Annotated in this window: 21 protein-coding genes and 1 tRNA gene; 19 read left to right on the top strand and 3 right to left on the bottom strand. The window is 53.0% G+C overall.

What is annotated here, in order from left to right; genetic code table 11:
- Nucleotides 1–45: 45 nt before the first annotated feature.
- The 14 genes from tssF to codA all read left to right on the top strand — a co-directional run bounded on the left by tssF (nucleotide 46) and on the right by codA (nucleotide 16,387).
- Nucleotides 46–1,815: a type VI secretion system baseplate subunit TssF gene (gene tssF / locus AWR26_RS07810; RefSeq protein ID WP_064564774.1), complete on the top strand. Its 1,770-nt coding sequence runs from the start codon at nucleotides 46–48 to the stop codon at nucleotides 1,813–1,815.
- Nucleotides 1,779–2,858 carry a type VI secretion system baseplate subunit TssG gene (gene tssG / locus AWR26_RS07815; RefSeq protein WP_064564776.1) on the top strand — a complete coding sequence of 360 codons (1,080 nt, stop codon included), beginning with the start codon at nucleotides 1,779–1,781 and terminating at the stop codon, nucleotides 2,856–2,858. The genes tssF and tssG overlap by 37 nt, the downstream gene beginning before the upstream one ends.
- A 21-nt stretch (nucleotides 2,859–2,879) precedes the next feature.
- The gene (gene tssJ, locus AWR26_RS07820) at nucleotides 2,880–3,404 is read left to right on the top strand and encodes a type VI secretion system lipoprotein TssJ (RefSeq protein WP_064564778.1); all 525 of its coding nucleotides are present in this window, start codon (nucleotides 2,880–2,882) and stop codon (nucleotides 3,402–3,404) included.
- A gap of 11 nt (nucleotides 3,405–3,415) precedes the next feature.
- A complete protein-coding gene (locus tag AWR26_RS07825) occupies nucleotides 3,416–5,887 on the top strand; it encodes a type VI secretion system Vgr family protein (RefSeq protein ID WP_082934140.1) in 2,472 nt (823 codons plus the stop codon).
- The gene (locus AWR26_RS07830) at nucleotides 5,887–6,756 is read left to right on the top strand and encodes a DUF6402 family protein (protein WP_064564780.1); all 870 of its coding nucleotides are present in this window, start codon (nucleotides 5,887–5,889) and stop codon (nucleotides 6,754–6,756) included. Before AWR26_RS07825 ends, AWR26_RS07830 begins: the two co-directional genes overlap by 1 nt.
- Before the next feature lie 511 nt (nucleotides 6,757–7,267).
- Entirely contained in the window at nucleotides 7,268–7,717 is a 450-nt protein-coding gene (gene tssE, locus AWR26_RS07835) for a type VI secretion system baseplate subunit TssE (protein WP_064564784.1), read from the top strand.
- A 214-nt stretch (nucleotides 7,718–7,931) separates the two neighbouring features.
- Nucleotides 7,932–9,311: a VasL domain-containing protein gene (locus AWR26_RS07840; RefSeq protein WP_064564786.1), complete on the top strand. Its 1,380-nt coding sequence runs from the start codon at nucleotides 7,932–7,934 to the stop codon at nucleotides 9,309–9,311.
- Between the two features lie 345 nt (nucleotides 9,312–9,656).
- The gene (locus AWR26_RS07845) at nucleotides 9,657–10,088 is read left to right on the top strand and encodes an SRPBCC family protein (RefSeq protein WP_064564788.1); all 432 of its coding nucleotides are present in this window, start codon (nucleotides 9,657–9,659) and stop codon (nucleotides 10,086–10,088) included.
- Nucleotides 10,089–10,541: a MarR family winged helix-turn-helix transcriptional regulator gene (locus tag AWR26_RS07850; RefSeq protein WP_064564790.1), complete on the top strand. Its 453-nt coding sequence runs from the start codon at nucleotides 10,089–10,091 to the stop codon at nucleotides 10,539–10,541.
- Between the two features lie 187 nt (nucleotides 10,542–10,728).
- Nucleotides 10,729–11,220, top strand: coding sequence for a DUF1003 domain-containing protein (locus AWR26_RS07855; protein WP_064564792.1), 492 nt, complete (start codon nucleotides 10,729–10,731; stop codon nucleotides 11,218–11,220).
- A gap of 534 nt (nucleotides 11,221–11,754) precedes the next feature.
- Nucleotides 11,755–12,285, top strand: coding sequence for a glyoxalase superfamily protein (locus AWR26_RS07860; RefSeq protein WP_064564794.1), 531 nt, complete (start codon nucleotides 11,755–11,757; stop codon nucleotides 12,283–12,285).
- Nucleotides 12,286–12,645: 360 nt separating this feature from the next.
- Nucleotides 12,646–13,914: a cytosine permease gene (gene codB / locus AWR26_RS07865; protein WP_064564796.1), complete on the top strand. Its 1,269-nt coding sequence runs from the start codon at nucleotides 12,646–12,648 to the stop codon at nucleotides 13,912–13,914.
- 2 nt (nucleotides 13,915–13,916) lie between these two features.
- Nucleotides 13,917–15,152, top strand: a complete 1,236-nt coding sequence (locus AWR26_RS07870) for a PucR family transcriptional regulator (protein WP_064564798.1) — start codon at nucleotides 13,917–13,919, stop codon at nucleotides 15,150–15,152.
- Nucleotides 15,149–16,387 (top strand): cytosine deaminase, encoded by a 1,239-nt coding sequence (codA, locus tag AWR26_RS07875; protein WP_064564799.1) that lies wholly within the window; start codon nucleotides 15,149–15,151, stop codon nucleotides 16,385–16,387. The genes AWR26_RS07870 and codA overlap by 4 nt, the downstream gene beginning before the upstream one ends.
- 283 nt (nucleotides 16,388–16,670) lie before the next feature.
- On the opposite strand, the gene AWR26_RS07880 is transcribed toward codA, so the two are convergent.
- Nucleotides 16,671–16,745 (bottom strand) — tRNA-Arg (locus AWR26_RS07880).
- A gap of 75 nt (nucleotides 16,746–16,820) precedes the next feature.
- Complete coding sequence (locus AWR26_RS07885; RefSeq protein WP_064564801.1) at nucleotides 16,821–17,747, bottom strand: formate/nitrite transporter family protein; 927 nt, start codon at nucleotides 17,745–17,747, stop codon at nucleotides 16,821–16,823.
- A 305-nt stretch (nucleotides 17,748–18,052) separates the two neighbouring features.
- Here AWR26_RS07885 and mlaA point away from each other — a divergent pair, with 305 nt between their 5' ends.
- Entirely contained in the window at nucleotides 18,053–18,805 is a 753-nt protein-coding gene (gene mlaA, locus AWR26_RS07890) for a phospholipid-binding lipoprotein MlaA (protein ID WP_043952856.1), read from the top strand.
- Between the two features lie 61 nt (nucleotides 18,806–18,866).
- Here the strand turns inward: mlaA and fadL are convergent, their stop codons facing one another.
- A complete protein-coding gene (fadL, locus tag AWR26_RS07895; protein ID WP_064564803.1) occupies nucleotides 18,867–20,228 on the bottom strand; it encodes a long-chain fatty acid transporter FadL in 1,362 nt (453 codons plus the stop codon).
- 375 nt (nucleotides 20,229–20,603) lie between these two features.
- Between fadL and AWR26_RS07900 the strand changes: the two genes are divergently transcribed.
- From AWR26_RS07900 to sixA, 4 genes are all read left to right on the top strand, one after another.
- Nucleotides 20,604–20,888 (top strand): YfcZ/YiiS family protein, encoded by a 285-nt coding sequence (locus AWR26_RS07900; protein WP_064564805.1) that lies wholly within the window; start codon nucleotides 20,604–20,606, stop codon nucleotides 20,886–20,888.
- A gap of 160 nt (nucleotides 20,889–21,048) precedes the next feature.
- Nucleotides 21,049–22,356 carry an acetyl-CoA C-acyltransferase FadI gene (gene fadI / locus AWR26_RS07905; RefSeq protein WP_064564807.1) on the top strand — a complete coding sequence of 436 codons (1,308 nt, stop codon included), beginning with the start codon at nucleotides 21,049–21,051 and terminating at the stop codon, nucleotides 22,354–22,356.
- Nucleotides 22,356–24,503 carry a fatty acid oxidation complex subunit alpha FadJ gene (gene fadJ / locus AWR26_RS07910; protein WP_064564809.1) on the top strand — a complete coding sequence of 716 codons (2,148 nt, stop codon included), beginning with the start codon at nucleotides 22,356–22,358 and terminating at the stop codon, nucleotides 24,501–24,503. Before fadI ends, fadJ begins: the two co-directional genes overlap by 1 nt.
- 210 nt (nucleotides 24,504–24,713) lie before the next feature.
- Nucleotides 24,714–25,199 carry a phosphohistidine phosphatase SixA gene (gene sixA, locus AWR26_RS07915; protein WP_064564811.1) on the top strand — a complete coding sequence of 162 codons (486 nt, stop codon included), beginning with the start codon at nucleotides 24,714–24,716 and terminating at the stop codon, nucleotides 25,197–25,199.
- Nucleotides 25,200–25,221 lie beyond the last annotated feature (22 nt).

Consider the following 25,221-nt stretch of genomic DNA (forward strand, 5'->3'; position numbering starts at 1 on the left):
ACCTGATTTTCTCTTTTTGACCCACGACATTCAGGAAAACCGTGCATGGATGATTTAACCCTGCGCTATTACGAAGCAGAGATGCGCTACCTGCGCGAAGCCGGTAAAGAATTTGCCCGCGCCCACCCCGACCGCGCGGCCATGCTCAATCTGGATAAAACCGGCGCCCGCGATCCGTACGTCGAGCGCCTGTTTGAAGGGTTCGCCTTTCTGATGGGGCGCCTGCGTGAAAAGCTCGACGATGACCTGCCGGAGCTGACCGAAGGGCTGGTAAGCCTGCTCTGGCCACACTATATGCGCACCATTCCGTCACTCTCCGTGGTGGCGTTTGATCCGGAATGGCAGCACCTGAAGCAGGCTGAAATTCTGCCAGAAGGCTTCGCGGTGCTATCGCGTCCGGTTGGTCCGGACAAGACCGTCTGCCAGTACCGCACGACCCGCGATATCACCCTGCAGCCAATTTATCTGGCAGATGCCCGTTTGCAGACCGAGACTGACGGGCGTGCCGCCATTCGCCTGCGCTTTGAGTGCGGCAGCAAGGTGGACTGGGCCAAAAGCGGCATTGATAAAGTCGCTCTCTACCTGGATGCCGAAAGACCGGTGGCGTCTGCCCTGCATCTGGCGCTGACCCGTCGGGTGCATGCAATGTATGCCCGGCACGCAGCGACTCACACCGGGCGTATCCGCTTTAACGGCTGGTGCAAGCCGATGGGCTTTGAAGATAACGAACGTCTGTGGCCGAAAGGCGATGCTGCGTTCAGCGGCTATCAGTTGCTGCTGGAGTATTTCAGCTTCCGGCAGAAGTTTATGTTTGTTGAACTGCGCGGGCTGGAGTTGGCCGGGCTCAACCCGAATACCACCTGGTTTGAAATCGACATCGTGCTTGATGGCGGCTGGCCGTCTGATATGCCGTTTGCCACCGAAAACTTCCGCCTGCACTGCTCGCCGGTCATTAACCTCTTCACCCTGGAAGCGGACCCGCTGACCATCGACCCTCTGGAAAATGAATACTTGCTGCGTCCGCTGCGCGTTCAGGACGGTCACACGGAAATCTACAGCGTCGATAACATCCACGGCGCGGTGAAAAACGGTAAGCACCCTTACGTACCGTTCACCAGCTTCCGCCATCGTGGCGGCATGATGCGCCACGACGCGCCGGAACGTTATTTTCACACCCGCGTGAAGCGTGGCCCGTCCGGGTTGTATGACACCTGGCTTATCCTCGGTGGCCGTTCGTTTGAGATGGATCAGCTCTCTGAAAAACCGGAATCGCTGTCCATGCGTATCACCTGCACCAACGGGCAAATACCCCGCAAGGCGCTCGAAAGTACGCTGCTCGATCGGGTGGTGAAGGCGGGTAAGGTGGCGGTGAAGGTCCTGAATCTCAGTGCGCCGAGCCTGCCACTTTACCCGCCAGCAAACGATCGTTTTCACTGGCGCGTCATGAGTCATCTGGGCTCCAGCTTTTTAAGCATGATGGATAACCCGGAAGTGTTGCGCGGCACGCTGGCGCTGTATGACTGGACCGACGATGAGATGAATCGCCGCCGCCTGGAAGCCATTGTGGCGGTGAAGCACACGCTGGTGCGCCGCTTTGAACGTGGCTTCATGCTGCGCGGGGTTGAGATTGAAGTTACGCTCAATGCTGACAACTTTGCCGGAGAGGGTGATGTGAATCTCTTTGGCGAAATGCTGCACCGCTTCTTTGCGCTGTATGCCGATATTCACCTCTTCAATCAGCTCACGCTGGTACTGCAACCGACAGGGAAACGACTGCGATGGAAAGAGAGTCACAGCCAGCACGTGCCGGGCTGACAGAACAGCTTGGCAAAGATATCTGGCGGATTAACTTTTACCGGTTTTGCCAGTTGCTTGAGCAGGAGAATCCCGACGCGCCATTGCTGGGAACTGCTGAGAAACCAACTGCCGATCCGGTGCGCTTTCGCCCCTGGCCGGGGATGGGGTTTCCGTCCAGTGAATTACGCACCGTTGAAACGGATGAAGAGCATCCGGAGCTGCCACCCACGGTCCGCACTACATTCCTTGGAATGTACGGCGTCGATTCGCCGCTACCGACCGCTTATCTGGACGATATCGCCCAGCGGCGGGAAGGATATGAAGCCACAACGGCTTTTCTCGATATCTTTAGCCACCGCATCACTACGCAGTACTACCGTATCTGGCGTAAATACGCTTACCCGGCGACGTTTGCAGCGGGCGGCGCCGATGAGACCTCGCAATGTCTGCTGGGGCTGGTAGGCCTGGGTATTCCCGGTACTGCTGAAAATGTGGCAACCCCGGTTTCCCGTTTTCTGGCACTACTGGGTGCTATGCGCCTGCCGACCCGAAATGCTGAAGGTATTCGCCAACTGGTTAGTTTGCTGGCTCCGCATACCAGCGCAACGATTATCAGCCCGGATCCGGTCAACGTGCAGGTGGCTCAGCGCAGTGGGCTGGGGAAAGAAAATCGTGTTTACCTGTCGCAGCGCGCCACGCTGGGTAAAACCGGCAAAGAGGCCTGCAGCCGTATTCTGCTGGGGCTGGCGACCAGTGACCCGATCGAGGCCGAAGGCTGGTTTCCCGGTGGTCAGCTACACACTGACCTGATGGTGTTGCTGCGCGTGTATCTGGGCTATCGATCAGATGTTCGCCTGCGCCTGACCGTACCGGTGAGTTTGCTGCCTGAGCCGCGTCTTGGGCAACAGCGCCGCATCCAGCTTGGCCGTACCGCTATTCTGGGGTTGAAAAGCGGCAAACCTTGTAAGCGCCGCTATCTGACTGTCAGCCTGGGCTGCTATGAAGGGCTGGAGTGCAAATTCCTACAACCGGCCCAGGATGGCGGTTACCGCTTTGACTAATATTCTGAAAGGAATCTCTGCATGACATCCGTTTCCCTGCGACAGATTGTTCTGTTCGCCCTCTGCGTCCTGCTCTCTGGTTGCGGCCTGAGCCAGTCCGTCTCCGATGGCGCGGTCAGCATGACCAAATCGATTTTCTACAAAAAAATAAAAGTGCTGCGCCTCGATTTTGAACCGCGCTCGGCGGTCAATGCTGATGAAGCGCAGACGCCGCTGGCGACCATGGTTCGCGTCTATCAACTGAAGGACCGTCAGAAGGTAGATGCCGCAGACTACCTGGAACTGCTGCGTGAAGCCGATACGGTACTGAAAGAGGATATTGTGGCGAGCAAATCCCTGCTGGTGATGCCCAAAGGCAGCGTGATGCTCAATATGCCGATGGATGAAGAAGCGCAATATGTCGCGGTTATCGGATTGTTCAACCGTCCGGATATGAAAAACAACACCTGGCGGCTGGTGCTGAGCCGCGATGACCTCGACCCGGACAAACCGCGTACCATCGAACTCGGTAATGGTTTCCTGATGCTGCTTCCTGTCAAGGAGTAACGGCAATGGTGATGGATAACAGGTTGGCCCTGTTTGACGGCCAGACTCACTTCACACTTGAAATAAACGACAGTCGGGTAAAACCGGACGTGCTGAATTTTCATGGGCGTGAGGCGCTGAGCCAGCCATCGAAGTGGTGCATTGAGTTCACCACGCGGCAAAGCGATGTGGCGGCAGAAGATGTACTGCTGAAATACGCCACGCTGCGCATGCTCAGTGGACGGGAGGTTCATGGCGTGATTACGGCGTTTGAATGGCTGGGCTCGACCGGTGACCAGACGCACTACAGCGTGACGCTCTCATCCCGGCTGGCGCTGCTCTCGCATACCCGGCGCTGTGCAGTGTACCAGAGCCTTTCTGTGCCGGAACTGGTGGAACAGGTGCTGCGCAGGCATGGTCTGGAAGGTGTGGATTTTGAGTTTTGTCTGGAGAAGGGCTACCCGCAGCGCGAACGCATCACCCAGTGGCGTGAAAGTGACCTGCAGTTTATCCGGCGAATTCTTTCAGACGTCGGCATCTGGTTCCGTACCGGGGTGAATGATGTCACCGGGCTGGATGTAGTGACCTTTGCCGACAGTCAGCAGTTCTACCAGTTTGGTGAGTATCTGCCATACGAAGAACCGTCTGCGTTGTATGACGGTGTAGCCGAATCTGTATGGGGGCTGCGAGTCTGGCACAACACGGTGACCGGGCTGGTCCGCACTCGGGACTACAACTATCGCACTGCGACCACCCCGATGGATTCTGCTGTCACCGTCAGAAACAATGCCACCACCACGGGAGAACATTACCGCTACGCCGCTCCTTTTCTGGTCGCCGGTGATGACGGCACGTCTGAGCCGGAAACCGAAAGTGGGGCGTTTTATGCCCGTATTCACCACGAGCGTGAATTGAATAAGGTGGCCAGACTGCACCTATTCAGCAACGCCGCATATCTGACGCCGGGCATGGTGCTGGAAGCGGACGGCAGCAACCTTAACGATCTGAAAGAGGGCATGCTGATTACACTCACCACATACCGGGCCGCGCGCGACAGCCGCCTGCATGTGTCAGTTTGGGGCATACCGTACAGCGAACAATTCTCCTTCCGTCCAACGGAAGAGCCGCGTCCGAAAATAAATGGCACGCTCCCGGCCCGTATTGAAAGCCGGGATAAAAGTGATATCTATGCCTGGCTGGACAATCAGGGCCGTTACCGGGTGAAGATGGACTTCAGCCGCGAAGATGCAGAACCGGGCTACAACTCTCTGTGGATTCGCCAGGCGAAGCCGTATTCCGGTGACACATACGGTTGGCATATGCCGCTGACTGACGGTACGGAAGTTGGTATTGCGTATGACGACGGCGATATTGACCGCCCGTATATCGCCCACGCATTTCATGATTCAGAACATCAGGATATCGTCACTCGCGACAACCGTAGCCAGAACATTCTGCGAACTGCAGCCGGTAACGAACTACGGATGGAAGACCAGCGCAGGCAGGAGCATATTGCGCTCGTCACACCATTCGGCGGCACGCAGTTGAATCAGGGCCATATTGTTGATGAGCAAAATAAGCTGCGGGGCTCGGGCTTCGAATTGCGTACCGATGAATATGGCGTCATCCGCGTGGCCAAAGGGTTGTTCATTACCGCCGATGGTCAGCAGAAAGCCGCAGGTGATGTGTTAGATATGGAAACGGCGCTGAATGAAATCGAAGTCTGCCAGCGGCAAATCAAAGCCCTCGCCGCCGCCGCAGAACAGGCGCAGGCGCTGGAAGCTGATATCGAAAGTCAGAAAGCAATGTTCGAGCAGCGGCTGAAACCCCTGAACGAAATGATTCACTTCCATGGTCCGCAAGGAGTGGCCTTCGCCAGCGGCGAACATATGCAAATGACCGCCAGCAAGAGCGTGACGATGAATGCGGGTGGGGATTTTAGCAGTGGAGCATCAGGCAACACGGCAATTCTTGCCGGTGAAAAGATAGGCCTGTTCGCACGTACGGGTTCTCTGACCCTAAACGCCAGCGAAGGTCCGGTGCAAATCCAGGCGCAGAACGGCGCGATGCACTTATCTGCAGAACAAAAACTGAGCCTGATATCCGCAAGCGACATGTTGTTTGCGGGCAAGAAGAAAGTGACGCTAATCGGCGGCGGCAGCTATCTGAAAATCGAAGGCGGGAAAATCGAATACGGCACGGATACGACGTACACGCGTAAGACCAAGCGGACGACCACAACAGGAAGTGCTGCTCAGGAAGCAAATCTACCAGAAATGCCAGCTGTCTTGCCTGCATTATCTTATGGCCCATATGCTGCGTGCTTCCGCGTTTCTGATGCACTGACAGGTGCCGAAGATATGGAGTTCGCCTACCAAATGCAAACTCCAACAGGTGCGGTTCAGGGAAGAACGGACACTGCCCTGACACATACGGTGAATTCAGATACAGAAGAAAACGTTTCACTGGATTATATATATCAGCTAAGAGCAGGGACAAGGTAATGGCAGTTTCATCAACGACTACAACTAAAGAACAGGAACAGCAAGAAAAGAAAGTCAGTGTGGAATTTTTCCATATAGATATGATCCCTGATGCGATGGATAAAATGAATTGGCATGTTGCTGCAAAGTTAATGCGGCACTGGTTTAGTATAAAACCAGCTTTTGCCTTCGATATTGCCAGCAAGGATCAAGCTGTTAATGGGGATCTTAATAACCTACCTCCATCTCAGATAAATGTTGATATAGTTAAAATGTTATGGGCCCTACAATTTGAACAGGTTAAAAATGGGATGGATGCACTTAAAAAAACATGGTGCAGCCCAAATGGCAAAAAACTACTAATTGAGCGTCTATTAGACATTGGCGACTATTCTAAAAAGAGTATATCCATTGGTTATTCCAATAATATCATTAACCTGGATTCTACCGCCCAGGTTAATTTTAAGTCGATAGGGAGCAAGCTCGATACCATTAATGCATGGTATGGAGCAATGGGAAACAGCACCTTAAAGGTTTGTGTTCGCGGGGATACGAAAAAAATAGAAGAGAGAGACGTATTCATTGTTGATGCATTAGGCTTTTATCTAAAGGATACATATGATTTCGTTGATGAGGGGATAAAACCGGAACCGTTAGGCATCTGGAGTAAAGACCGTATCTTAGATAAGACAGAGTCTGCGATATACATATCTTCGTATACTCAAGGGGTATTTGGTCGGCTTGCTCGGAGTTACTCTGGTTTTGTTCCTGTGTTCAATGACGATTTCAGATTTTGGCGAGAAAAGCATGGTTCCGGTGGGGATTATATCATTCTATCTGACGTGCATTGGATCAAACCCCTGGAGTCAGATATGGTAATTTATTTATGAAGTTAATGAAAAATAAACTTCAAACCAGAATTATTGTATTGGTGTTCGTCGTTATTTACTTGATTTTTCCTACTACTGTTTTTTATGGTGAGTATAATAAGTTGTTTGAAAATGTAAGTCCCGGTAATTCATTTAAAGTGGCAGTGTATAAAATAGGGGTATACAATATTTACTCATTATACAAATACATGAATAATGAAGACTATTTCTTTGTGGTTTATGATAAATGCGCGAATGTTGTATTTAAACCTTCATTATGGTTCGGTGCCAGCCAATCTGTAGTTTATGGTGGATTTAATTTTTCTAAGCGTAATCGGAATGAATTATTCTTTCCGACAAATGAGGGGGTAGATTCCATAGAATTAGTAAGCACGCCAGGCTGTTCGTTATAGTAATTTAAGTCACTATCGATTCAGGTACAACCATATTAGCCCATAAAGTTTGTCTTTATGGTGGAGCTAATTTTTTGCAATTGTATTTATTAATCACGATTATTAAACAATAGAAAAAGATGCTACATAATACTCCCTCCCTCTGTGAAATTCTTTACGGTAACTTTACCGGTGGCCTCGGCCTCCATCAGGTAAACGAGCAAAACCAGGTCATTTTGTCCGTACTCGATAACATGCAACGGATCCTCAACTGTCGCGCAGGTACGCTGGCGCACCTGCCTGACTATGGCCTGCCGGATATGAGCAAAATCCTCCAGGGCATGCCGGGGACAGCCCATGAACTGATGGGTACCTTATCAGCCGTACTGCTCAAATATGAGCCACGCCTGAACAAAATCGCCGTTGTCCTGTTGGAACAGAAAATCCCCGGTGAGCTGCGCTATGCCATTGATGCTGAACTTAAAGGTATTGGCCTGGTGCGCTATGGCACGGAGTTTATGCCCGAAGGACGGGTTCTGTTGCGGCATCTTAAGCAACAGCAATATCTCGACACGACAACCCGTATGTAAAGCCAGAGAATATCCTCTCAGTAAAATCTCGCTAATATCAGCAATTACTGAAAGAGACCCTGCTTACTGCTGAAAGTGCACCCAGGGAATATCTGCAAAGAGAGCACTTTAAACTGGAACAAAAAATCCAGGATATGCATCGGCAAAGTAGAAAGCTAAGCCGCATAAATAATAACCCTCCTGTGCTGCATATTAATTGAATGGACAACTGGTCATGAATGACATTTCCTACCGTAAAATTAAAACTGGCGGTGATCCACGTACGTTGGCGGATTATGCCGCCCTGCGCGATGAGCTGAGCAAATTGACTCATCCGGCCCGCCCGGATGTCAGTTGGCAACATGTAGAAAAACTCTGCCTCTCACTGTTTGAGCAGAACGGTGTGGAACTGCAAACTGCGGCCTGGTATACGCTTGCACGAACCCAACAGGCAGGAGTGTCCGGGCTTAATGAAGGTCTGGCAATACTGGAGGCTCTTATAAGCCACCAGTGGGGAGCGCTCTGGCCACAGCCGGTCCATGCGCGGATGGAGATCCTCAGTAACCTGAGCCTGCGCCTACAGCAAGTGATGCGTACTCTGCCACTTAACTACAGTGACCTGAGCCAGCTTTACACAGCAGAACAGCAACTTACCAGCCTTGGAGCGATCCTTGAGCGCCTGGAGCTTAAGCACCTGAGCCAGTTCGATACCTTACGGACGCTGATGCACAATAATGCTGTCAGGCTGGAAAACAGCGACGGCGCATCGGGTTCCGACGCTGTCGTTCAGCGCGGCATCCTGTTGCCCGCAGGGATCATGGATGAGGCGAAAATAACGGCAAAAACGCCTTCTGCGCTGCCTCTTCCACAGGAAAACACGACGAGGTGGGTATATGTTCCCCAAACGGAGCATCAACCGAATGTGGACGTTCTGTCAGTAAGATTGGCACCCACTAAAAAATGGAAATTTTTCACTGCGGGGATGTGTACCATGCTGGCGATCGGCGCTGCAATGCTATGGGGCTGGCACGTTTTGCAACGACCGGATCCGCTACAGGCTCAGCTTGCAGCATCTCTGGCACCGTTGCCTGTCATTCTCACCCCTGTACAGCGGGATTTGCTGAGACAGCAGGCCCCTGATCAAGCCTTCATAACGCAAACACAGCAGCAACTGACCCGTCTGGATAAACTTCCCCCTGACTGGAACATTGCCTACAGTCGGCAGTTAATTGAGCAGGCTCAGGCGCTGTGGCCGGAGCAGACTAAACCCCTGGTTTTACAATGGCATCAACAGCTTAATGCCAGCGCGCTGCCAAAAGAAAATCTGGACGGCTGGCATCAGGGAATGACAAAGCTAAAACAACTTAGCGAGCGACTGAACCGGCTGGACGAGCAGAAGGGAAGATACATGACGGTCAGCGAACTGAAGTCAGCTGTATTTTCTGCCATGCAATCCTTTAATCAAACCATACCGGCCGAAGAACAATTGCGGGCACTGTCGCTGACCCCGGCTGGTCAGGCTTTGTCTTTGGCCGATAAGACCCAACTGGAGATACGTCTGAAGCAGTTGATTACCCGTTATGCAGAAATAAAGCAGACTGCGTCGGAAGAGTGAACATCATTTACAGGGAAGGGAACTCTGGTGATAAAAAACGTAACGCTGAGCAGGCGCGGAAGTCTAAAACAGGCGTCCAGGGTGCAGGGGACAGAGGGGTATCGATAGCCAGAGGACTTCTTCTTTCTCTGCTCCTTCGATAGCCTTGCTGGTGTTTTATAGGAAGGTATTTTGGCTGCCTCTATTCTGATGTGGAGGCCGGATAGATATGTCACCCGCGCGAGCGCCAAACAATCATGCCACACAGTGAAATATAGACTCATCGGAGTTGTATAAAAAATTGGCATCGCACTATCATAAGTGCACTTATTATATGTTTACTTACAGCATCCAATGGGAAATGTTATGAACAAAGATAACGTCTGGAGTAAGTCCTTTACGCTCACTGTAAACAGCAAGCCGAAAGCAATATGGCAGGCATTTATCGACACAGATAACTGGAAACGATGGAACCCTGGCGTAAAGTCAATCACTATCGAGGGGCCATTTCATACGGGAACATGGTTCACGATGGAGTTACCTGACGGTGATATTATTCGTAGCCGACTTATCGATGTTTCTGAAGAAAAGTATTTCATTGATGAGACCAGGGTGGATGAAACGCTGGTCAAAGTTGAACATCGTATCGAAGCATTAGCTACCGGTCACTGCATGCTGATTTATGCTATCAGCACGCAAGGTCCGCAGGCTCAGGCTTTCGGCGAAGGAATAAGCTCGGACTTCCCTGAGGTGATGGCGGGGCTGGCAAAATACCTTGCTGAAACGGGTTCAATGTAAATGACCTCTGAACATAAGCCTCTTCCCAGCGCTTTCGCAGGGCCGGACGATAGCCCCGGCTATTTACTGTGGCGAGTGTCAAATAGCTGGCAACGCGAACAACGAAATGCCCTGCAACACTTAGGCCTGACACATACACAGTTTGTCGTTCTGGCTGTAGCCAGTTGGTTTGAGGAAAAGGAGGCGCTGACACAAGTTCGGTTATCACAGCTAACCGGGAGCGATACGATGACGATTTCTCAGGTCGTTCGTGTCCTTGAAAAAGCAGGCTATCTGGAGCGTATTCCGCATCAAAAAGACACGCGTTCCAAAGTGATTAGGGTAACAACAACGGGTCGGGAGCTGGCAGGACAAGCCGTGCAGGTTGTAGAAGCCACCGATAAAAAATTTTTTATGCCGCTTGCGGATAATGGGCAATCCCTGGTGACTTTGTTCCGAAAACTTCTCCGATAACCCCGAATCCTGCTGTTGGTGATGGAATAATAAGGACGTAGTTACGTGGGGCGATGGGATTTATGCAGTCGCGAGAGCTAATGTATAACTTATTTAACGTATATTTTCGTACGGTTGGGCATCAGCTTCCACTGGTGCTTCAGTTTTCGTCGATGCCGACAATGCTCCGCAGCAGGAAGTTTTTGATATGCACAAAGATAAAGAGTTTCGTTTATATCGCCCCTTGAAGGATATTACGCATACTTTCGGCGAAGAGTGGTTTGCGTTGAAAGCAGAGGCCTTCGCACGTTTTTTCGGTACGCCGACATTCCTTATTGGGCAGACTATCGCAGTGATCGTGTGGATTACACTGAACGTTGCGGGCGTCGTGAAATTTGACCCCTATCCCTTTATTTTGCTTAACCTGGCGTTCAGTATTCAGGCTGCTTATGCAGCCCCGCTGATCCTGTTAGCGCAAACCCGACAGGCGGAGCGCGATCAGGCGCATGCGCTGGCGGATGCGCAACACCGCGAAGATCTGGATGACGCCATGGCGAAACGCCAGATGCTGGCCGAGGAGCAGTCGGCACAACTGCTGGAATTACTGAAACAAAATACCCATCTGACCGAGCTGACCCGGCAAATGGCCGAGCGTATCGAAACGCTTGCAATGCAGCTTGCGCAGCGTGAGTTGCACTGACTGCAGCCGTCAATTTCTGGTGGCGGCGGGTTTCCACAATCTGATCTGCTGCCAGAGAGTGGGCAATTATTGCTGCTATCCGGTTACGACTCAAACTACGGTAAACCCAGCTGTAATCGGTGCATAGTTTCAGGCTCCCCCTGACGCAGTTTCATCACTTCTGTTCCAACATGCACTATCGCTCCCGGCGACGGATATCAGCGCCTGGAAACGTTTTTGTCGATTGGGTTTTTCAACATAAACCGGATATGCCTTGCCAGCGTCAGCGCAGCGATCTGGTATCGTGTTTTATGGTTAATCTCCTCTGTGCGGCTTATTGCGCAAAACATGCAACCTTACTGGTCATTCAAGCCTGAAACATTGTGGAATTTCCCGGGCCTGGGTATTCTCATTCGGGGCTCGTGCTGCCCGCCGCTCGCTTCCTGGAGGGAAAAGGTGAAAGCATGTTTATTCTCAACCTCATTAATTTAACAACTCTTGATGGTCGGGATAGGGTAATGCGAGCGCCATCATGTCCTGACGACAGGAGATAATATGTTTTCTATCGAGCAAGCCAAACAAATGGCTGCAAAATTAAAAGCCTCTTTAGCGTTGCGCGATCACAAGATTTCTTACTCCACCGCACTCGAAACCGTTTCCCACCAGTTAGGCTTCAGAGACTGGAACACCGCTGCAGCAACGCTGCCCCCGCAGATTTCCCAATCTCAAATTCATTTCAGTAAACCGATCCCCATACTGCGAATTTTTGATGTCCGAAAAGCGCAGGAGTTCTACCTTGAATTTCTGTCTTTCAGCGTTGAGTTTGAACACCGGTTCGAACCCAACTTGCCCCTGTATATGGGTATTACCCGTGAGGGTTTGCAATTACATCTTTCTGAACATCACGGTGACGCCAGCCCGGGCGCAACAATTTTTATTCCTGTGAAGAATATTGCGTTGCTCAGAAATGAACTACACGGCAAACATTATGGATACGGTCGCCCGGAAATTGTTAAGCAAGATTGGGGAGAGGTCATGGAAGTTCATGATCCGTTTGGCAACCGGCTCCGCTTCTGTCAAAGCTAACAAGTGCGGGGATCGCCAATGAGGCCTTCCCCTTTTACGGTAAGCATGAAAGCAATTTCCCCTTCTGACCCAACGTTCCCGGCCTGAAGAGTAGCCCCGGCTGGGGATATTTTGCGTTTTCCGGGGGGGCCTCATATATCCCTTCTATTGTGTATGTACACATATCGATGTGTATCCGCCGCTGCCCCGTCATGGTGCGAAAGTTTGCACCATGCACAATATCCTGACAATTACCTGCTGATTTACGAATGATTATGTGCAATGTGCCCACTTCATTGTGTGGCCTCTGCCCAGATATTTTTGGCATATCTCTTGCTCTTTTTTGCATAGCCATTCAGATAGCCACTCAGAGGTTCAATTATGTCAAACAACAATGATTTTCCGCTCGTCGAAGCGCCTGCATCGGGGCGCAAGGGTATATTTTCGATTTCCATGGTTCTGTTCAGTTTTACTTTCTTTACCGGCACGATGTTCGCGGGCGGTAAGCTCGGCGTCTCTTTTTCCATCGTTAACCTGCTGTGGATTGCCGTTATCGGTAACTTTCTGCTGGCTCTCTATGCCGCGTCGCTCGGCTGGATTGCTGCCCGTAGCGGCCTGAATACCGTACTGATGGGGCGTTTCTGCTTCGGTGAAATAGGCAGCAAGCTCGCCGATTTTATTCTCGGTTTCGCTGAACTGGGATGGTACGCCTGGGGGACGGCGACCGTCGCCATTTCACTGGTCAAAATCCTCGCCATACCCGAAGCCATGACCATTCCGCTGATGATCCTGTTCGGTATCTTGTTCTGCGTGACCGCGCTGGTCGGCTACAAGGGGTTGGATGCGCTGTCGCGCGTGTCGGTGCCGCTGATGTTCATTCTGCTGGTGATTTCTATGTATATTGCTGCCCATCACGCTGGCGGCTGGCAGGCGATGACCAAAATTGAGCCGGGCGGAAGCGAAACCATGGCCTGGTCGGCGGCTATCACCATGGTGTTCGGCACTTTCGCCAGCGGTGCGACCCAGGCGACAAACTGGACGCGTCTGGCCAACTCCAGCCGCACCGCCATCATCGCCAGCATGGGTAGCTTCCTCATCGGTAATGGGCTGATGATTGTTGCCGGAGCCTGGTGCGCTATCGTCTACCAGCAGGCCGATATCGTGGAAGTGCTGATTTTGCAGGGGCTGTCTGTCGCTGCGGTAGTGATGCTGTGTCTCAATCTGCTGACGATTCAGGGGCCGACGATTTATAACGTCTCGGCTGCCGCCTGCCATCTGCTGCGCAGTGAGCGCCGTCGCACCCTGACTGTTGTCGCCGCTGGCGTTGGCATTCTGCTGGCCATTGGCGGTATGTATGAAATGCTGATCCCTTTCCTGGTCTTGCTGGGCAGCATCATTCCGCCCATTGGCGGCGTTATCCTCGCCGATTACTGGTTTTATCGCGGCGGCCGCTATCAGCTGTTGCAAGCCGCCCGTCTGCCACGCTTTAACTGGTCGGGGCTTTGCGCCTACGCCGTGGGAGCCGTGGTGGCTTATCTGTCGCCATGGATCGCGCCACTGGTGGGCATTACCGTTTCCGCGCTGATCTACATTGCCCTGACTCGCCTGAGTAAACGTCAGCCTGCCGCTGATTCGGTCGCGGAGCAGTAACCATGGGCCTGACGGTCAGAGAAATCCTCGCTCTCGACGAGCTCTCCGCCATGCGCCTACGTGCTGGCAAGCAGGGGCTGCAACTGGCGGTTCGCTGGTACTACGTCGCAGAAAATGAAAATATCGCCGAATGGATCATGGGCGGGGAGCTGGTGTTTATCACCGGGATCAACCATCCCCGCGATGAAGACAACCTGATCCAGTTGCTGATGGAAGGCAAGCAGCGCGGGATCGCCGGAATGGTGATCCTGACCGGTGGCGACTATATCCAGTCAATCCCGCCGCGCTTGATCACCCTCGCCGATGAACTGGGTATTCCACTGATCGAACAGCCCTATCTGCTGAAGATGGTGATGGTTACCGAACGCATTGGCACCGCGCTGGTGCGCAGTGAAAACGCCCTGCAGTCGCAACGCGATATTCTGATGCAGCTATTAACCGGGGATTATCCCGATCTGCAAATTCTGCAGCAACGCGCGATCCACCAGCGGCTGGATTTTACCCGCCCGCTGCGGGTGGCGGCGCTGCGCCTTGAGGGAATACAGAACCTGTTTCGCCAGTTTCCACCCGAGCAGGCCGAAGCCTGGTTACAGCAGGCTCGCCGTATCGTACGCCAGCGGTTGCAGCAGCAACTTAATCAGCAGGGCAACCCCTTTCCGCTGGTAGAACGCAGCAATATGTTTATCTTCCTGCTTCCGGATGAGGAAGGTGAGTTTTATCAGCAGAAAAAGTGGTTACAGCAGTGGCTGCTCGCGCTGGCGGAAGGCGACGATGGGCTGTCGCTACTGTGTGGCCTTTCCGCAAGGGTGCAGCAATTACAGGATTATCAGCGCGCGCTGTCGCAGGCGCGTCAGGCGCTGGACCTCAGCGATAATCTGCGCCCGGCCCAGCGCATTAGCGACTATCAACAACTGGGCTTTATCAAACTACTCTCTGCCATCGGCGACCCTGCGCTGCTGAGCGATTTTATGCATGACACCCTCGGCTGCCTGATAGAGCGCGATCGTAAAAGCCCATGGCTGTTAATGGAGACGCTGGAAACGCTGCTCCAGGAGAACGGTAACGTGGTCAGAGCCGCCGAGCGGCTTGGCATTCACCGCAACACATTACATCAACGTATTCAACGAATTGAAAAGCTGACCAGCTATACGATCAGCCATCCGCAATTCCATCTCAACGCCTCGGTCGCTTTAACGATCTGGCGTATGTCGCAAAACCATTTACGGGAACATCCATGAAAATTATCAACGCGCGCCTGCGCCATAAAGAAGCGCTCTATACCCTTGAATTACAGGACGGTGTGATTAAAAGCATCACTGTGCAGACCTCCGCGCAGGTGGCTGAGGCCTGCGATATCGACGCGCAACAAAAGCTGGTTATCCCGCCGTTCGTCGAGCCACATATTCATCTCGATGCCACCCTGACGGCGGGCGAGCCGGAGTGGAATATGAGCGGGACCCTGTTTGAGGGGATCTCCCGCTGGAGCCAGCGAAAAGAGAGCGTAACGATTGAAGATACACGTCAACGCGCGCTGAAAACCATCGGTATGCTGCGTGATAATGGTGTGCAGCACGTACGCACCCATATTGATGTGACCGATCCCTCCCTGACGGCGCTTGAAGCCATGCTGATGGTGAAAAAAGAGGCGGCCCATCTTATCGACCTGCAGATCGTTGCCTTCCCACAAGAGGGCATCGAATCCTTCCCCGGCGGACGAGAGTTGATGACCCGCGCCATTGAGATGGGGGCCGACGTGGTGGGCGGCATTCCGCACTACGAAAACACCCGTGACAAGGGCGTCAGTTCACTGGTTTTTCTTATGGATCTGGCCCAGCGCCACGGTTGCCTGGTTGACGTGCACTGCGATGAAATCGACGATCCGCAGTCGCGCTTCCTGGAGGTGCTGGCGGAAGAAGCCCGGGTACGCGGCATGGGCGCGCAGGTTACCGCCAGCCATACCTGCGCTATGGGATCCTACGATAACGCTTACTGTTCGAAGCTGTTCCGGCTGCTAAAAGTGTCGGGCATTAACTTTATCTCCTGTCCGACCGAGAGTATTCATTTGCAGGGGCGCTTCGACACCTGGCCGAAACGGCGCGGCGTTACGCGGGTGGCGGAGCTGGATCGCGCCGGGATCAATGTCTGTTTTGCTCAGGATTCCATCCAGGACCCGTGGTATCCGCTGGGCAACGGCAATATTATGCGCATCCTCGACGCCGGTCTGCATATCTGCCATATGCTGGGGTATAAAGATTTGCAGCGCTGCCTCGATCTGATTACCGATAACAGCGCCCGGGCGCTGTGCCTGGGTGACAATTACGGCATTGTCGAAGGACGCCCGGCTAACCTCCTGATCCTTGATGCGGAAAATGACTATGATGCGGTATGCCGCCAGGCCAAAGTGCTGACGTCAATTCGTCATGGTGAAATCATTATGCAGCGCCAGCCGGAACAGATTGGCTATCCCGCCTGACGCGTTAAGTATTCCCGGCCGATTAATCTGCCGGGCTAAAAAAGCGCATCTTATCCGGCTGTGATCTGCTGGTTTTCGTCAGGGTGGTGGCTGGATCAGGTGCGCTTTCAGCGGCATTTTGGGGGCTTCACTTTTCATTGAAAAAAATAAGCCTCCCTCATGCCTCAAACACTCATTGATTTACAGCGAAGCGGGCAGATATTGGCTGATATCGCATAGCCAAAGTTGAAGTTTTATTGCTGAATATAAGGGCGTTTATTGTAGACGTCAGGAGATGGATATATGGCGTCCCCTGCAGGAATCGAACCTGCAATTAGCCCTTAGGAGGGGCTCGTTATATCCATTTAACTAAGGGGACAAGGCGGCAGGAGTATAACGTCATTTACCTGCTGCGTTAAGCGTGTTTGCCGCCAAGTGGTTAAACAGTCACCGTTTACGCTTTTTTTTCTGCGCCTTCATCGGAGTTTATCTCTGCTTCTGCCCGGGCTTTTGCTTCAGCCTTGCGTTTGTTGATCATGTCGTTACGGATTTGCGCATGGCTGAGCAGGGCGAAAATAAAGGTACCGCCGCAGATATTCCCGGCGAGCGTTGGCAGGGCAAACGGCCAAATAAATTCGCTCCAGTGCACGGTGCCGTTAAATACCAGATAAAAAATCTCTACCGCGCCGACCACAATATGCGTGGTATCTGCCAGCGCAATCAGCCACGTCATCAACACGATCACCACAATTTTCGCGGAGCCCGCAGACGGAAACATCCACACCATTGTCGCGATGATCCAGCCGGAAAGAATGGCATTAGAAAACATCTCCAGCGGCGTATTTTTCATCACATCCATGCCGATTTTGACAAAGGCATCGCGGGTCTCTTCGTCAAAGACCGGCATATATTCAAACGCCCAGGCGGCAATAGCGGTACCGAGCAGATTTCCCAGCAGTACCACGCCCCATAACCGCGCCATCAGGGCAAAATTTCCCCAGCCCGGGTTTTGCATCACCGGCAACACGGCAGTTACGGTGTTTTCAGTAAAGAGTTGCTGGCGGGCCATGATGACAATAATGAAACCGAAGGTATAACCCAGATTCTCCAGCAGAAAACCGCCCGGAACGCCCTCCAGTTGCACATGAAAAATCCCTTTTGCCAGCAATGATGACCCCATCGACAGCCCGGCGGCGATGGCCGACCAGAACAGCGCCATTGCATCTCGTTCCAGCTCTTTTTCACCGTCCTGGCGAATATGTTCATGAATAGCCATGGCCCGCGAGGGGAGGCGATCCTCATCAAGTTCGATTTTTTCGCCGCGCTTTTTTTCGTCGCTCTTGACCTCGATTTCATCACTGTGTTTATCGATTTTCTCCATACTTACCTCGCTTCTGCTGCATTGATGTCTAAAGCGTAGCGGTTTTACGCTGCTTTCCACGGCGGCATCGTCTTAAAGTGCCGGGAAAAGCAACAATGGCGATACGGTTCAAGCAAAGTTTGTATAGAATTGTTAATGAGCCGTATAGATAATGTCGGCTATGCTGGTTTGAGTCTCGTTCACTGCGTGGACATCATAATATGCGCTGATACAATGCGTTGCATAACTTCGACGCAAACCCGGCGTCGCGTTCGCGTTATTATGGATGGCCTTCAGCACGGGTCATTTTCTTCAGGGAGACACCTATGAAATACCGCCTGTCGGCGCTTGCGTTGGCAACCACTGTACTGGTCGGCTGCGCCAGTTCTCAGCAGACGCAGGGACGTTCGGACCCGCTGGAAGGGTTCAACCGGACTATGTACAACTTCAACTTCAACGTGCTGGATCCGTACGTTGTTCGCCCTGTGGCGGTAGCATGGCGTGATTATGTGCCACAACCTGCGCGCAATGGTCTGAGCAACTTCACCAGCAACCTTGAAGAGCCTGCGCAGATGGTGAACTACTTCCTGCAGGGCGATCCCTATCAGGGCATGGTGCATTTTACGCGTTTCTTCCTGAATACCCTGCTGGGGATGGGCGGCTTTATGGATGTCGCCGGTATGTCGAACAGCAAATTGCAGCGTGAAGATCCGCACCGTTTCGGCAGTACGCTGGGACACTATGGCGTTGGTTACGGCCCGTATATGCAGCTGCCGTTCTACGGCAGTTTCACCCTGCGTGAAGATGGCGGCGATATGGCGGATACGCTCTATCCGGTGCTCTCGTGGCTGACATGGCCGCTTTCTGTCGGTAAATGGACCCTTGAAGGTGTCGAATCCCGCGCGCAACTGCTCGATTCCGACGGCTTGCTGCGCCAGTCTTCCGATCCTTATATCCTCGTGCGGGAAGCCTATTTCCAGCGTCACGATTTTATCGCCAACGGCGGCAAACTGAAGCCGCAGGAAAACCCGAACGCGCAGGCGATTCAGGGCGATTTGAAAGATATCGATTCGGAATAAATCCGGTCGCAGCCAATAAAAAAGGTGAGCCAGGCTCACCTTTTTTCTTATCTATGCGTTATCAGAAGGCGTAGTTGAAGTTAGCGCCGTAGAGGAACGCGCGGCCTTCAGACTGGAACGTATACGGGCCTTCGGTGAACTTCACTTTCTGACCATGCATATAAGAGAAGCCAACATCGACGGAAGCGTCCTTATTAAAGGCATAGGTCGCACCCGTGCTCAGCCACAGACGGTCCTGGTCAGGGATGGAGATCGTGCGTTTGTTAGCCGGAACCGGGCTGTCATCAAAGGCGATACCGGCGCGGAAGGTCCAGTTATCGTCCATATAATAAGTGGTACCCAGCGCGATGCGATAAGCATCTTTAAAGCCTTCATCTTTATAGAACAGCGTTTGACCATTATCACCGGTCGCTTTCAGCTCCTGGAACTGGCTCCAGCTGGTATAGGTCAGGCTGTAGTGAATGGCCCACTGCGGATCGACGCGGTTATAACCCGAAACTTCCCACATCTCTGGCAGATGGAGCGACAGCGAACCATTGGTGGTCGAGCCGCCTGTACCGTATGGCAAGCCAAGACCCAGTGCTGTGTTAATCGGGTTAAGCGTTGTCGGCAGGTTGCTCTTATAATCGCCGTCGAAGTCGACTTTCACTTCTGAGCGGTAAGTTAAGGAGTAACGGTTGTTTTTATCCAGCTCGTAAAGGATACCGGCGTTCCAGCCAAAGCCCCATTCATCGCCTTTCAGATGCGCGATTTGCGTATCACGGCTGATACCGCCCGCCTGTGCGCCAATAGCGGCAGCCTGCTGGGCGCTAAGCTGGCCGGATTGCACCATGCCCGGCAGGCTGGTGCCGATGATCTGTGGCAGATCGCCGGCGTAACGTTCAACCTTCGCACGCGCATACACAGCATCAAAACCCAGACCGAAGCTCCAGTGGGTATCCAGACGATACGCGCCGCTAAGGTTCAGGTTCAGTGTTTCGAGATCGGTTTTACCGCCCATCGATCCCGCTGCGTAGTCATTATTAAACTCTGTTGCCAGCCCGAAGTTGGAGGTCAGCGAAGCCCCCCAGCCGAACTGATCGTTAATCGGCGCGACAAAGTGCAGGTTTGGTACCCACGCTGTCGGCGCAATGTTTTTCTGGCTTGCATCATTACCAATCGCGGAACGACCGGAGACATCAACATCCGGATCAACAAACACCGCGCCGCCGGAGAACGTCGGGCGGTCAAACATGGTAATCAATGCAGGGTTGCGGCTGACGTTACCTGCATCATCCGCAATTGCACCTTCGCCGGAATAGGCGCGGCCAAGACCAGAAGCCGAAAATTCATTGAGTTGAAAGCCTGCGGACCAGGCCTGGGTAGAGACAATTGCCACTGCGACTGCCAGAGCAGACTTGGTAAAACGGGTTTTCTGGCTCATGACCATAACCTCATTCGATCGATTTATTTTTATTCAAACTATGTTACGTGTTGTAACAGGAGCGCGAAGTGTAGGGTCTGTGTTACAGCAGAGAAATCAGACCAGTGGCGGAAGTATAGGTCCGACCAGAGGGAATGTTGCAAGTTTGTATATAAGTTTTTTCAATTGTGATCTTCGAAACGGGATCTGCGTGGCAAAATCGCCGGGGTTGGTAATCAGTCAATTGGGTGATTTTTGTTTTAGATCATTTTTAAGTGTGATTTCGGTCACTTATCCACTTTCGGAAGATTATCAACTGGAGACGCCACGAGCGGCGGCGTAAAATATGTCCATCGTTTATCTGGCACCCAGGGTGCTAATTCAGAGGAATCAACAATGAGCAAATGCAGTGCTGATGAAACCCCGGTTTGCTGCTGTATGGATGTTGGCACCATTATGGACAACTCCGACTGCACCGCCTCTTACAGTCGCGTATTCACCAACCGTGCTGATGCCGACGAAACGCTGGCTGCGTTGAGTGCAAAAGCCCGCAGCGTGGAATCCGAGCCTTGCCAAATCACCTCCACCTTCACCGAAGTGGCGGACGGCGTGCGTCTTGATATCGATTTTGTTTTCGCCTGCGAAGCGGAAACCCTGATTTTCCAGCTTGGTCTGCGTTAATCTTCCCGCCAACGCCTCCTTTCACGGAGGCGTTTTGCTAAGTATCTCTGTGCCTTAGCTCGCATTTTTCTCTCGCTCCCATTGGCTATATGTAAAAAATTGGTTAAGACTGTTATCAGGTCAGACCACTTTAAGCATACGCTGTTAACAGGGGAGTGTTATGAAGGCATTACCGCTTGTCACCCGCCAGGGCGACCGCATTGCCATTGTCAGTGGGTTACGTACTCCGTTTGCCCGCCAGGCCACCGCTTTTCACGGCATTCCGGCGATCGATCTCGGCAAAATGGTAGTGGGAGAGATGCTGGCACGCAGCGAAATTCCCCCGGAAGTGATTGAACAACTGGTATTTGGCCAGGTTGTGCAGATGCCGGAAGCGCCTAATATCGCACGCGAAATTGTGCTCGGCACCGGCATGAGCGTCCATACCGATGCTTACAGTGTCAGCCGTGCCTGCGCAACCAGTTTCCAGGCCGTGGCTAACGTCGCCGAAAGTTTGCTGGCGGGCACTATTCGCGCCGGTATTGCTGGCGGGGCGGATTCCTCCTCTGTTTTACCGATTGGTGTCAGTAAAAGGCTGGCGCGCGCGCTGGTGGATGCCAACAAAGCCCGCACTGTGGGGCAAAAACTGAAACTCTTCTCCCGCTTGCGCTTGCGCGACCTGTTGCCGGTTCCTCCCGCCGTCGCGGAGTATTCCACCGGGCTGAGAATGGGCGATACGGCTGAGCAGATGGCGAAAACATACGGTATCAGCCGTGAACAGCAGGATGCGCTGGCCCACCGCTCACACCAGTTAGCCGCGCAGGCCTGGGCTGAAGGCAAACTGCGTGATGAAGTGATGACCGCGTATGCGCCGCCGTTTCGCGATCCGGTTGAACAGGATAATAACGTTCGTCATAACTCCAGCCTGGCCGATTACGCGAAGCTGCGTCCCGCCTTCGATCGCCAACATGGCACGGTGACGGCGGCGAACAGTACGCCGCTAACCGACGGGGCGGCGGCTGTCATTTTAATGACCGAATCCCGCGCCCGGGAGTTGGGATTATCACCGCTGGGTTATTTGCGCAGCTACGCTTTCACCGCCATTGATGTGCAACAGGACATGCTGCTTGGCCCGGCCTGGGCAACGCCGCTGGCGCTGGAAAGGGCCGGGCTGACGATGGCTGATTTGACGCTTCTTGATATGCACGAAGCCTTTGCCGCGCAGACCTTAACCAACCTGAAACTGATGGCCAGCGAGCGTTTTGCCCGGGAGGTACTCGGGCGCTCGCAGGCGACCGGCGAGGTGGATGACAGCAAGTTTAACGTGCTGGGTGGGTCCATCGCTTACGGTCATCCGTTTGCCGCCACCGGCGCGCGCATGATCACCCAAACGTTACACGAACTGCGCCGCCGGGGCGGAGGCTTTGGTCTGGTCACGGCCTGTGCTGCGGGCGGTCTGGGCGCGGCAATGGTTCTGGAGACTGAATAATGACAATGATGTCCGCATTTACGCTTAATGTGCGTCCCGACAATATCGCGGTCGTTACCATTGATGTACCGAATGAAAAAATGAACACCCTGAAAGCGGAGTTTGCAGGTGAAGTTCGCGCCATGCTGAAACAGATCCGCGACAACAAGGCGCTGCGTGGCGTGGTGTTTATCTCGGCCAAGGCTGACAATTTCATCGCTGGCGCGGATATCAATATGATCGCCCGTTGCCAGACGGCAAAAGAGGCCGAGGATCTGGCTCGTCAGGGGCAGCAAGTGATGGCAGAGATCCATGCGCTGTCGATTCCGGTGGTAGCCGCCATTCATGGCGCTTGCCTGGGCGGCGGGCTGGAACTGGCGCTGGCGTGCCATCGCCGGATTTGTACCGACGACGGGAAAACAGTGCTGGGATTGCCGGAGGTTCAGTTAGGGCTGCTGCCCGGTTCCGGCGGGACACAGCGATTGCCGCGTCTGATTGGCGTCAGTACGGCGCTGGAAATGATCCTCACCGGAAAGCAGCTTCGTCCGCGCCAGGCATTAAAAGTCGGGCTGGTGGATGAGGTCGTACCGCAGTCAATTCTCCTTGAGGCCGCTGTTGATCTGGCCAAACAGGGGCGGCCGACCAGCCGTCATTTGCCGGTTCGTGAACGGGTTCTGGCCGGGCCGTTAGGCCGCGCGTTGCTGTTCCGTATGGTGAGTAAGAAAACCGAACAAAAAACCCAGGGGAATTATCCTGCGGCTATGCGCATTTTATCGGTCATTGAAACCGGGCTGACGCAGGGGCGCAGTAGCGGTTACGACGCGGAGGCGCGCGCATTTGGCCAACTGGCGATGACGCCGCAATCGCAGGCGTTACGCCACCTGTTCTTCGCCAGTACCAGCGTTAAAAAAGATCCAGGCAGCGAGGTGCAGGCTGGCCCGTTGAACACGATCGGTGTGCTGGGCGGCGGATTAATGGGCGGCGGGATCGCTTTCGTCACGGCAAGCAAAGCAGGGTTGCCGGTTCGCATAAAAGATATTAATGCGAAAGGGATCAACCACGCGCTGAAATACAGTTGGGAAGAGCTGGATAAAAAAGTGCGTCGTCGCTACCTGAAAGCGGGCGAGCGCGATAAGCAGTTGGCGAAAATATCCGGCACCCTGGATTTTAGCGGCTTTGCTCAGCGTGACTTGGTCATTGAGGCGGTGTTTGAAGATCTGGCTTTGAAACAGAAAATGGTCGCTGAAGTAGAAGCGCATTGTTCTGCTCATACTATTTTTGCCTCCAATACCTCTTCTTTACCAATCGGCGATATTGCAGCCCAGGCCGCGCGACCAGAAAAGGTCATCGGATTACATTTTTTCAGCCCGGTGGAAAAAATGCCATTAGTGGAGGTGATCCCACACGCCGGAACGGATGAGCAGACCATCGCTACCACGGTGAAACTGGCGAAAAAGCAAGGCAAAACGCCGATTGTGGTGGCGGATAAAGCCGGGTTTTACGTGAACCGCATTCTTGCTCCCTATATTAATGAAGCCATCCGACTGCTGAGTGAAGGCGAGCGCATCGACGATATTGATCGCGCGCTGGTGAAATTTGGCTTCCCGGTTGGGCCAATCCAGTTACTGGATGAAGTGGGCATCGATACCGGTACAAAAATTATCCCGGTGCTGGAAAAGGCTTATGGTGAACGGTTTGGCGCGCCTGCAAGTATTGTTAGCGCAATTCTGAACGACGATCGCAAAGGGCGAAAAAATGGTCGTGGTTTCTATCTTTACCCTGCGAAAGGGCGTAAAAGCAAAAAACAGCCCGATCCGGCGATTTATCCCCTGATTGGCGTCTCCGGCGGCGGGCGATTATCGGCAGAGCAGATGGCGGAACGCTGTGTGCTGCTGATGCTGAATGAGGCGGTGCGTTGCCTGGATGAGCAAGTGATTCGCAGCGCGCGAGATGGCGATATTGGCGCGGTATTCGGCATCGGTTTTCCGCCGTTTTTAGGCGGGCCGTTCCATTATATAGCGGCATCAGGAGCGGTCGATATCGTGGCGAGGTTGCAGCGGCTGGAAGCGCAATACGGCGCGCGTTTTGCGCCTTGTGAAGCGCTGTTGCGTATGGCGGAGCAGGGGGTAATTTTTTGGTCGCAAAAAGAAACTGAAGATGTGAATTAAGGTCTAAAAATTTAATTCTGTTATTCCTCATGGCGTTCGCGGTTATTTTGTAAACAGTGATTGACTATACTTACACCATTGAGGTAAAAAACAGCGTTTCATTCATGGAATGGATCAGGCACAATGCCCGGCCATCGATATTTTTCCGTCGTCGCGAAATGATTTCGCAGTGAAGGTGTCGATGATTCTGGTTAACAAAAGCGGTGCAATATGCAAGTTTTTATCATGCGTCACGGCGACGCTGCCCTCGATGCAGCCAGTGACTCGGTTCGTCCCTTAACCCCTTGTGGCTGTGACGAATCCCGTCAAATGGCAACATGGTTGAAAGGCCAAAAAGTGGATATTGAACGTGTTCTGATCAGCCCTTTTTTACGTGCTGAACAGACGCTGGAAAAGGTAGGGGAGTGTATGAACCTGCCTGACAACGTGGAGGTCCTGCCGGAACTAACGCCTTGCGGCGATATCGGCCTTGTCAGTGCCTATTTGCAGGCGCTGGCGAATGAAGGAACCTCCTCTGTGCTGGTGATATCTCACCTGCCGCTGGTGGGGTACCTGGTGTCCGAGCTTTGCCCGGGTGAAGCACCGCCGATGTTTACCACTTCCGCCATCGCCTGCGTTACGCTGGGTGAAGACGGTAAAGGGGTTTTTGACTGGCAAATGAGTCCCTGCAACCTGAAGATGCGTAAAGCCATCTGAATTCGCCGGACACTGAAAAAAC

The sequence above is a fragment of the Kosakonia oryzae genome (assembly GCF_001658025.2).
In the GTDB taxonomy this organism is placed as follows: domain Bacteria; phylum Pseudomonadota; class Gammaproteobacteria; order Enterobacterales; family Enterobacteriaceae; genus Kosakonia; species Kosakonia oryzae.

What these genes read in the sequence shown, in the direction of transcription:
- AWR26_RS07900 (WP_064564805.1), top strand. Translation starts at nt 20,604, where the DNA reads ATGAGCAAATGCAGTGCTGATGAAACCCCGGTTTGCTGCTGTATGGAT.
- AWR26_RS07830 (WP_064564780.1), top strand. Translation starts at nt 5,887, where the DNA reads ATGGCAGTTTCATCAACGACTACAACTAAAGAACAGGAACAGCAAGAA.
- AWR26_RS07825 (WP_082934140.1), top strand. Translation starts at nt 3,416, where the DNA reads ATGGATAACAGGTTGGCCCTGTTTGACGGCCAGACTCACTTCACACTT.
- sixA (WP_064564811.1), top strand. Translation starts at nt 24,714, where the DNA reads ATGCAAGTTTTTATCATGCGTCACGGCGACGCTGCCCTCGATGCAGCC.
- fadI (WP_064564807.1), top strand. Translation starts at nt 21,049, where the DNA reads ATGAAGGCATTACCGCTTGTCACCCGCCAGGGCGACCGCATTGCCATT.
- codB (WP_064564796.1), top strand. Translation starts at nt 12,646, where the DNA reads ATGTCAAACAACAATGATTTTCCGCTCGTCGAAGCGCCTGCATCGGGG.
- tssJ (WP_064564778.1), top strand. Translation starts at nt 2,880, where the DNA reads ATGACATCCGTTTCCCTGCGACAGATTGTTCTGTTCGCCCTCTGCGTC.
- AWR26_RS07885 (WP_064564801.1), bottom strand. Translation starts at nt 17,747, where the DNA reads ATGGAGAAAATCGATAAACACAGTGATGAAATCGAGGTCAAGAGCGAC.
- AWR26_RS07845 (WP_064564788.1), top strand. Translation starts at nt 9,657, where the DNA reads ATGAACAAAGATAACGTCTGGAGTAAGTCCTTTACGCTCACTGTAAAC.
- AWR26_RS07840 (WP_064564786.1), top strand. Translation starts at nt 7,932, where the DNA reads ATGAATGACATTTCCTACCGTAAAATTAAAACTGGCGGTGATCCACGT.
- AWR26_RS07850 (WP_064564790.1), top strand. Translation starts at nt 10,089, where the DNA reads ATGACCTCTGAACATAAGCCTCTTCCCAGCGCTTTCGCAGGGCCGGAC.
- AWR26_RS07870 (WP_064564798.1), top strand. Translation starts at nt 13,917, where the DNA reads ATGGGCCTGACGGTCAGAGAAATCCTCGCTCTCGACGAGCTCTCCGCC.
- tssG (WP_064564776.1), top strand. Translation starts at nt 1,779, where the DNA reads ATGGAAAGAGAGTCACAGCCAGCACGTGCCGGGCTGACAGAACAGCTT.
- tssE (WP_064564784.1), top strand. Translation starts at nt 7,268, where the DNA reads ATGCTACATAATACTCCCTCCCTCTGTGAAATTCTTTACGGTAACTTT.
- mlaA (WP_043952856.1), top strand. Translation starts at nt 18,053, where the DNA reads ATGAAATACCGCCTGTCGGCGCTTGCGTTGGCAACCACTGTACTGGTC.
- fadJ (WP_064564809.1), top strand. Translation starts at nt 22,356, where the DNA reads ATGACAATGATGTCCGCATTTACGCTTAATGTGCGTCCCGACAATATC.
- AWR26_RS07860 (WP_064564794.1), top strand. Translation starts at nt 11,755, where the DNA reads ATGTTTTCTATCGAGCAAGCCAAACAAATGGCTGCAAAATTAAAAGCC.
- codA (WP_064564799.1), top strand. Translation starts at nt 15,149, where the DNA reads ATGAAAATTATCAACGCGCGCCTGCGCCATAAAGAAGCGCTCTATACC.
- tssF (WP_064564774.1), top strand. Translation starts at nt 46, where the DNA reads ATGGATGATTTAACCCTGCGCTATTACGAAGCAGAGATGCGCTACCTG.
- AWR26_RS07855 (WP_064564792.1), top strand. Translation starts at nt 10,729, where the DNA reads ATGCACAAAGATAAAGAGTTTCGTTTATATCGCCCCTTGAAGGATATT.
- fadL (WP_064564803.1), bottom strand. Translation starts at nt 20,228, where the DNA reads ATGAGCCAGAAAACCCGTTTTACCAAGTCTGCTCTGGCAGTCGCAGTG.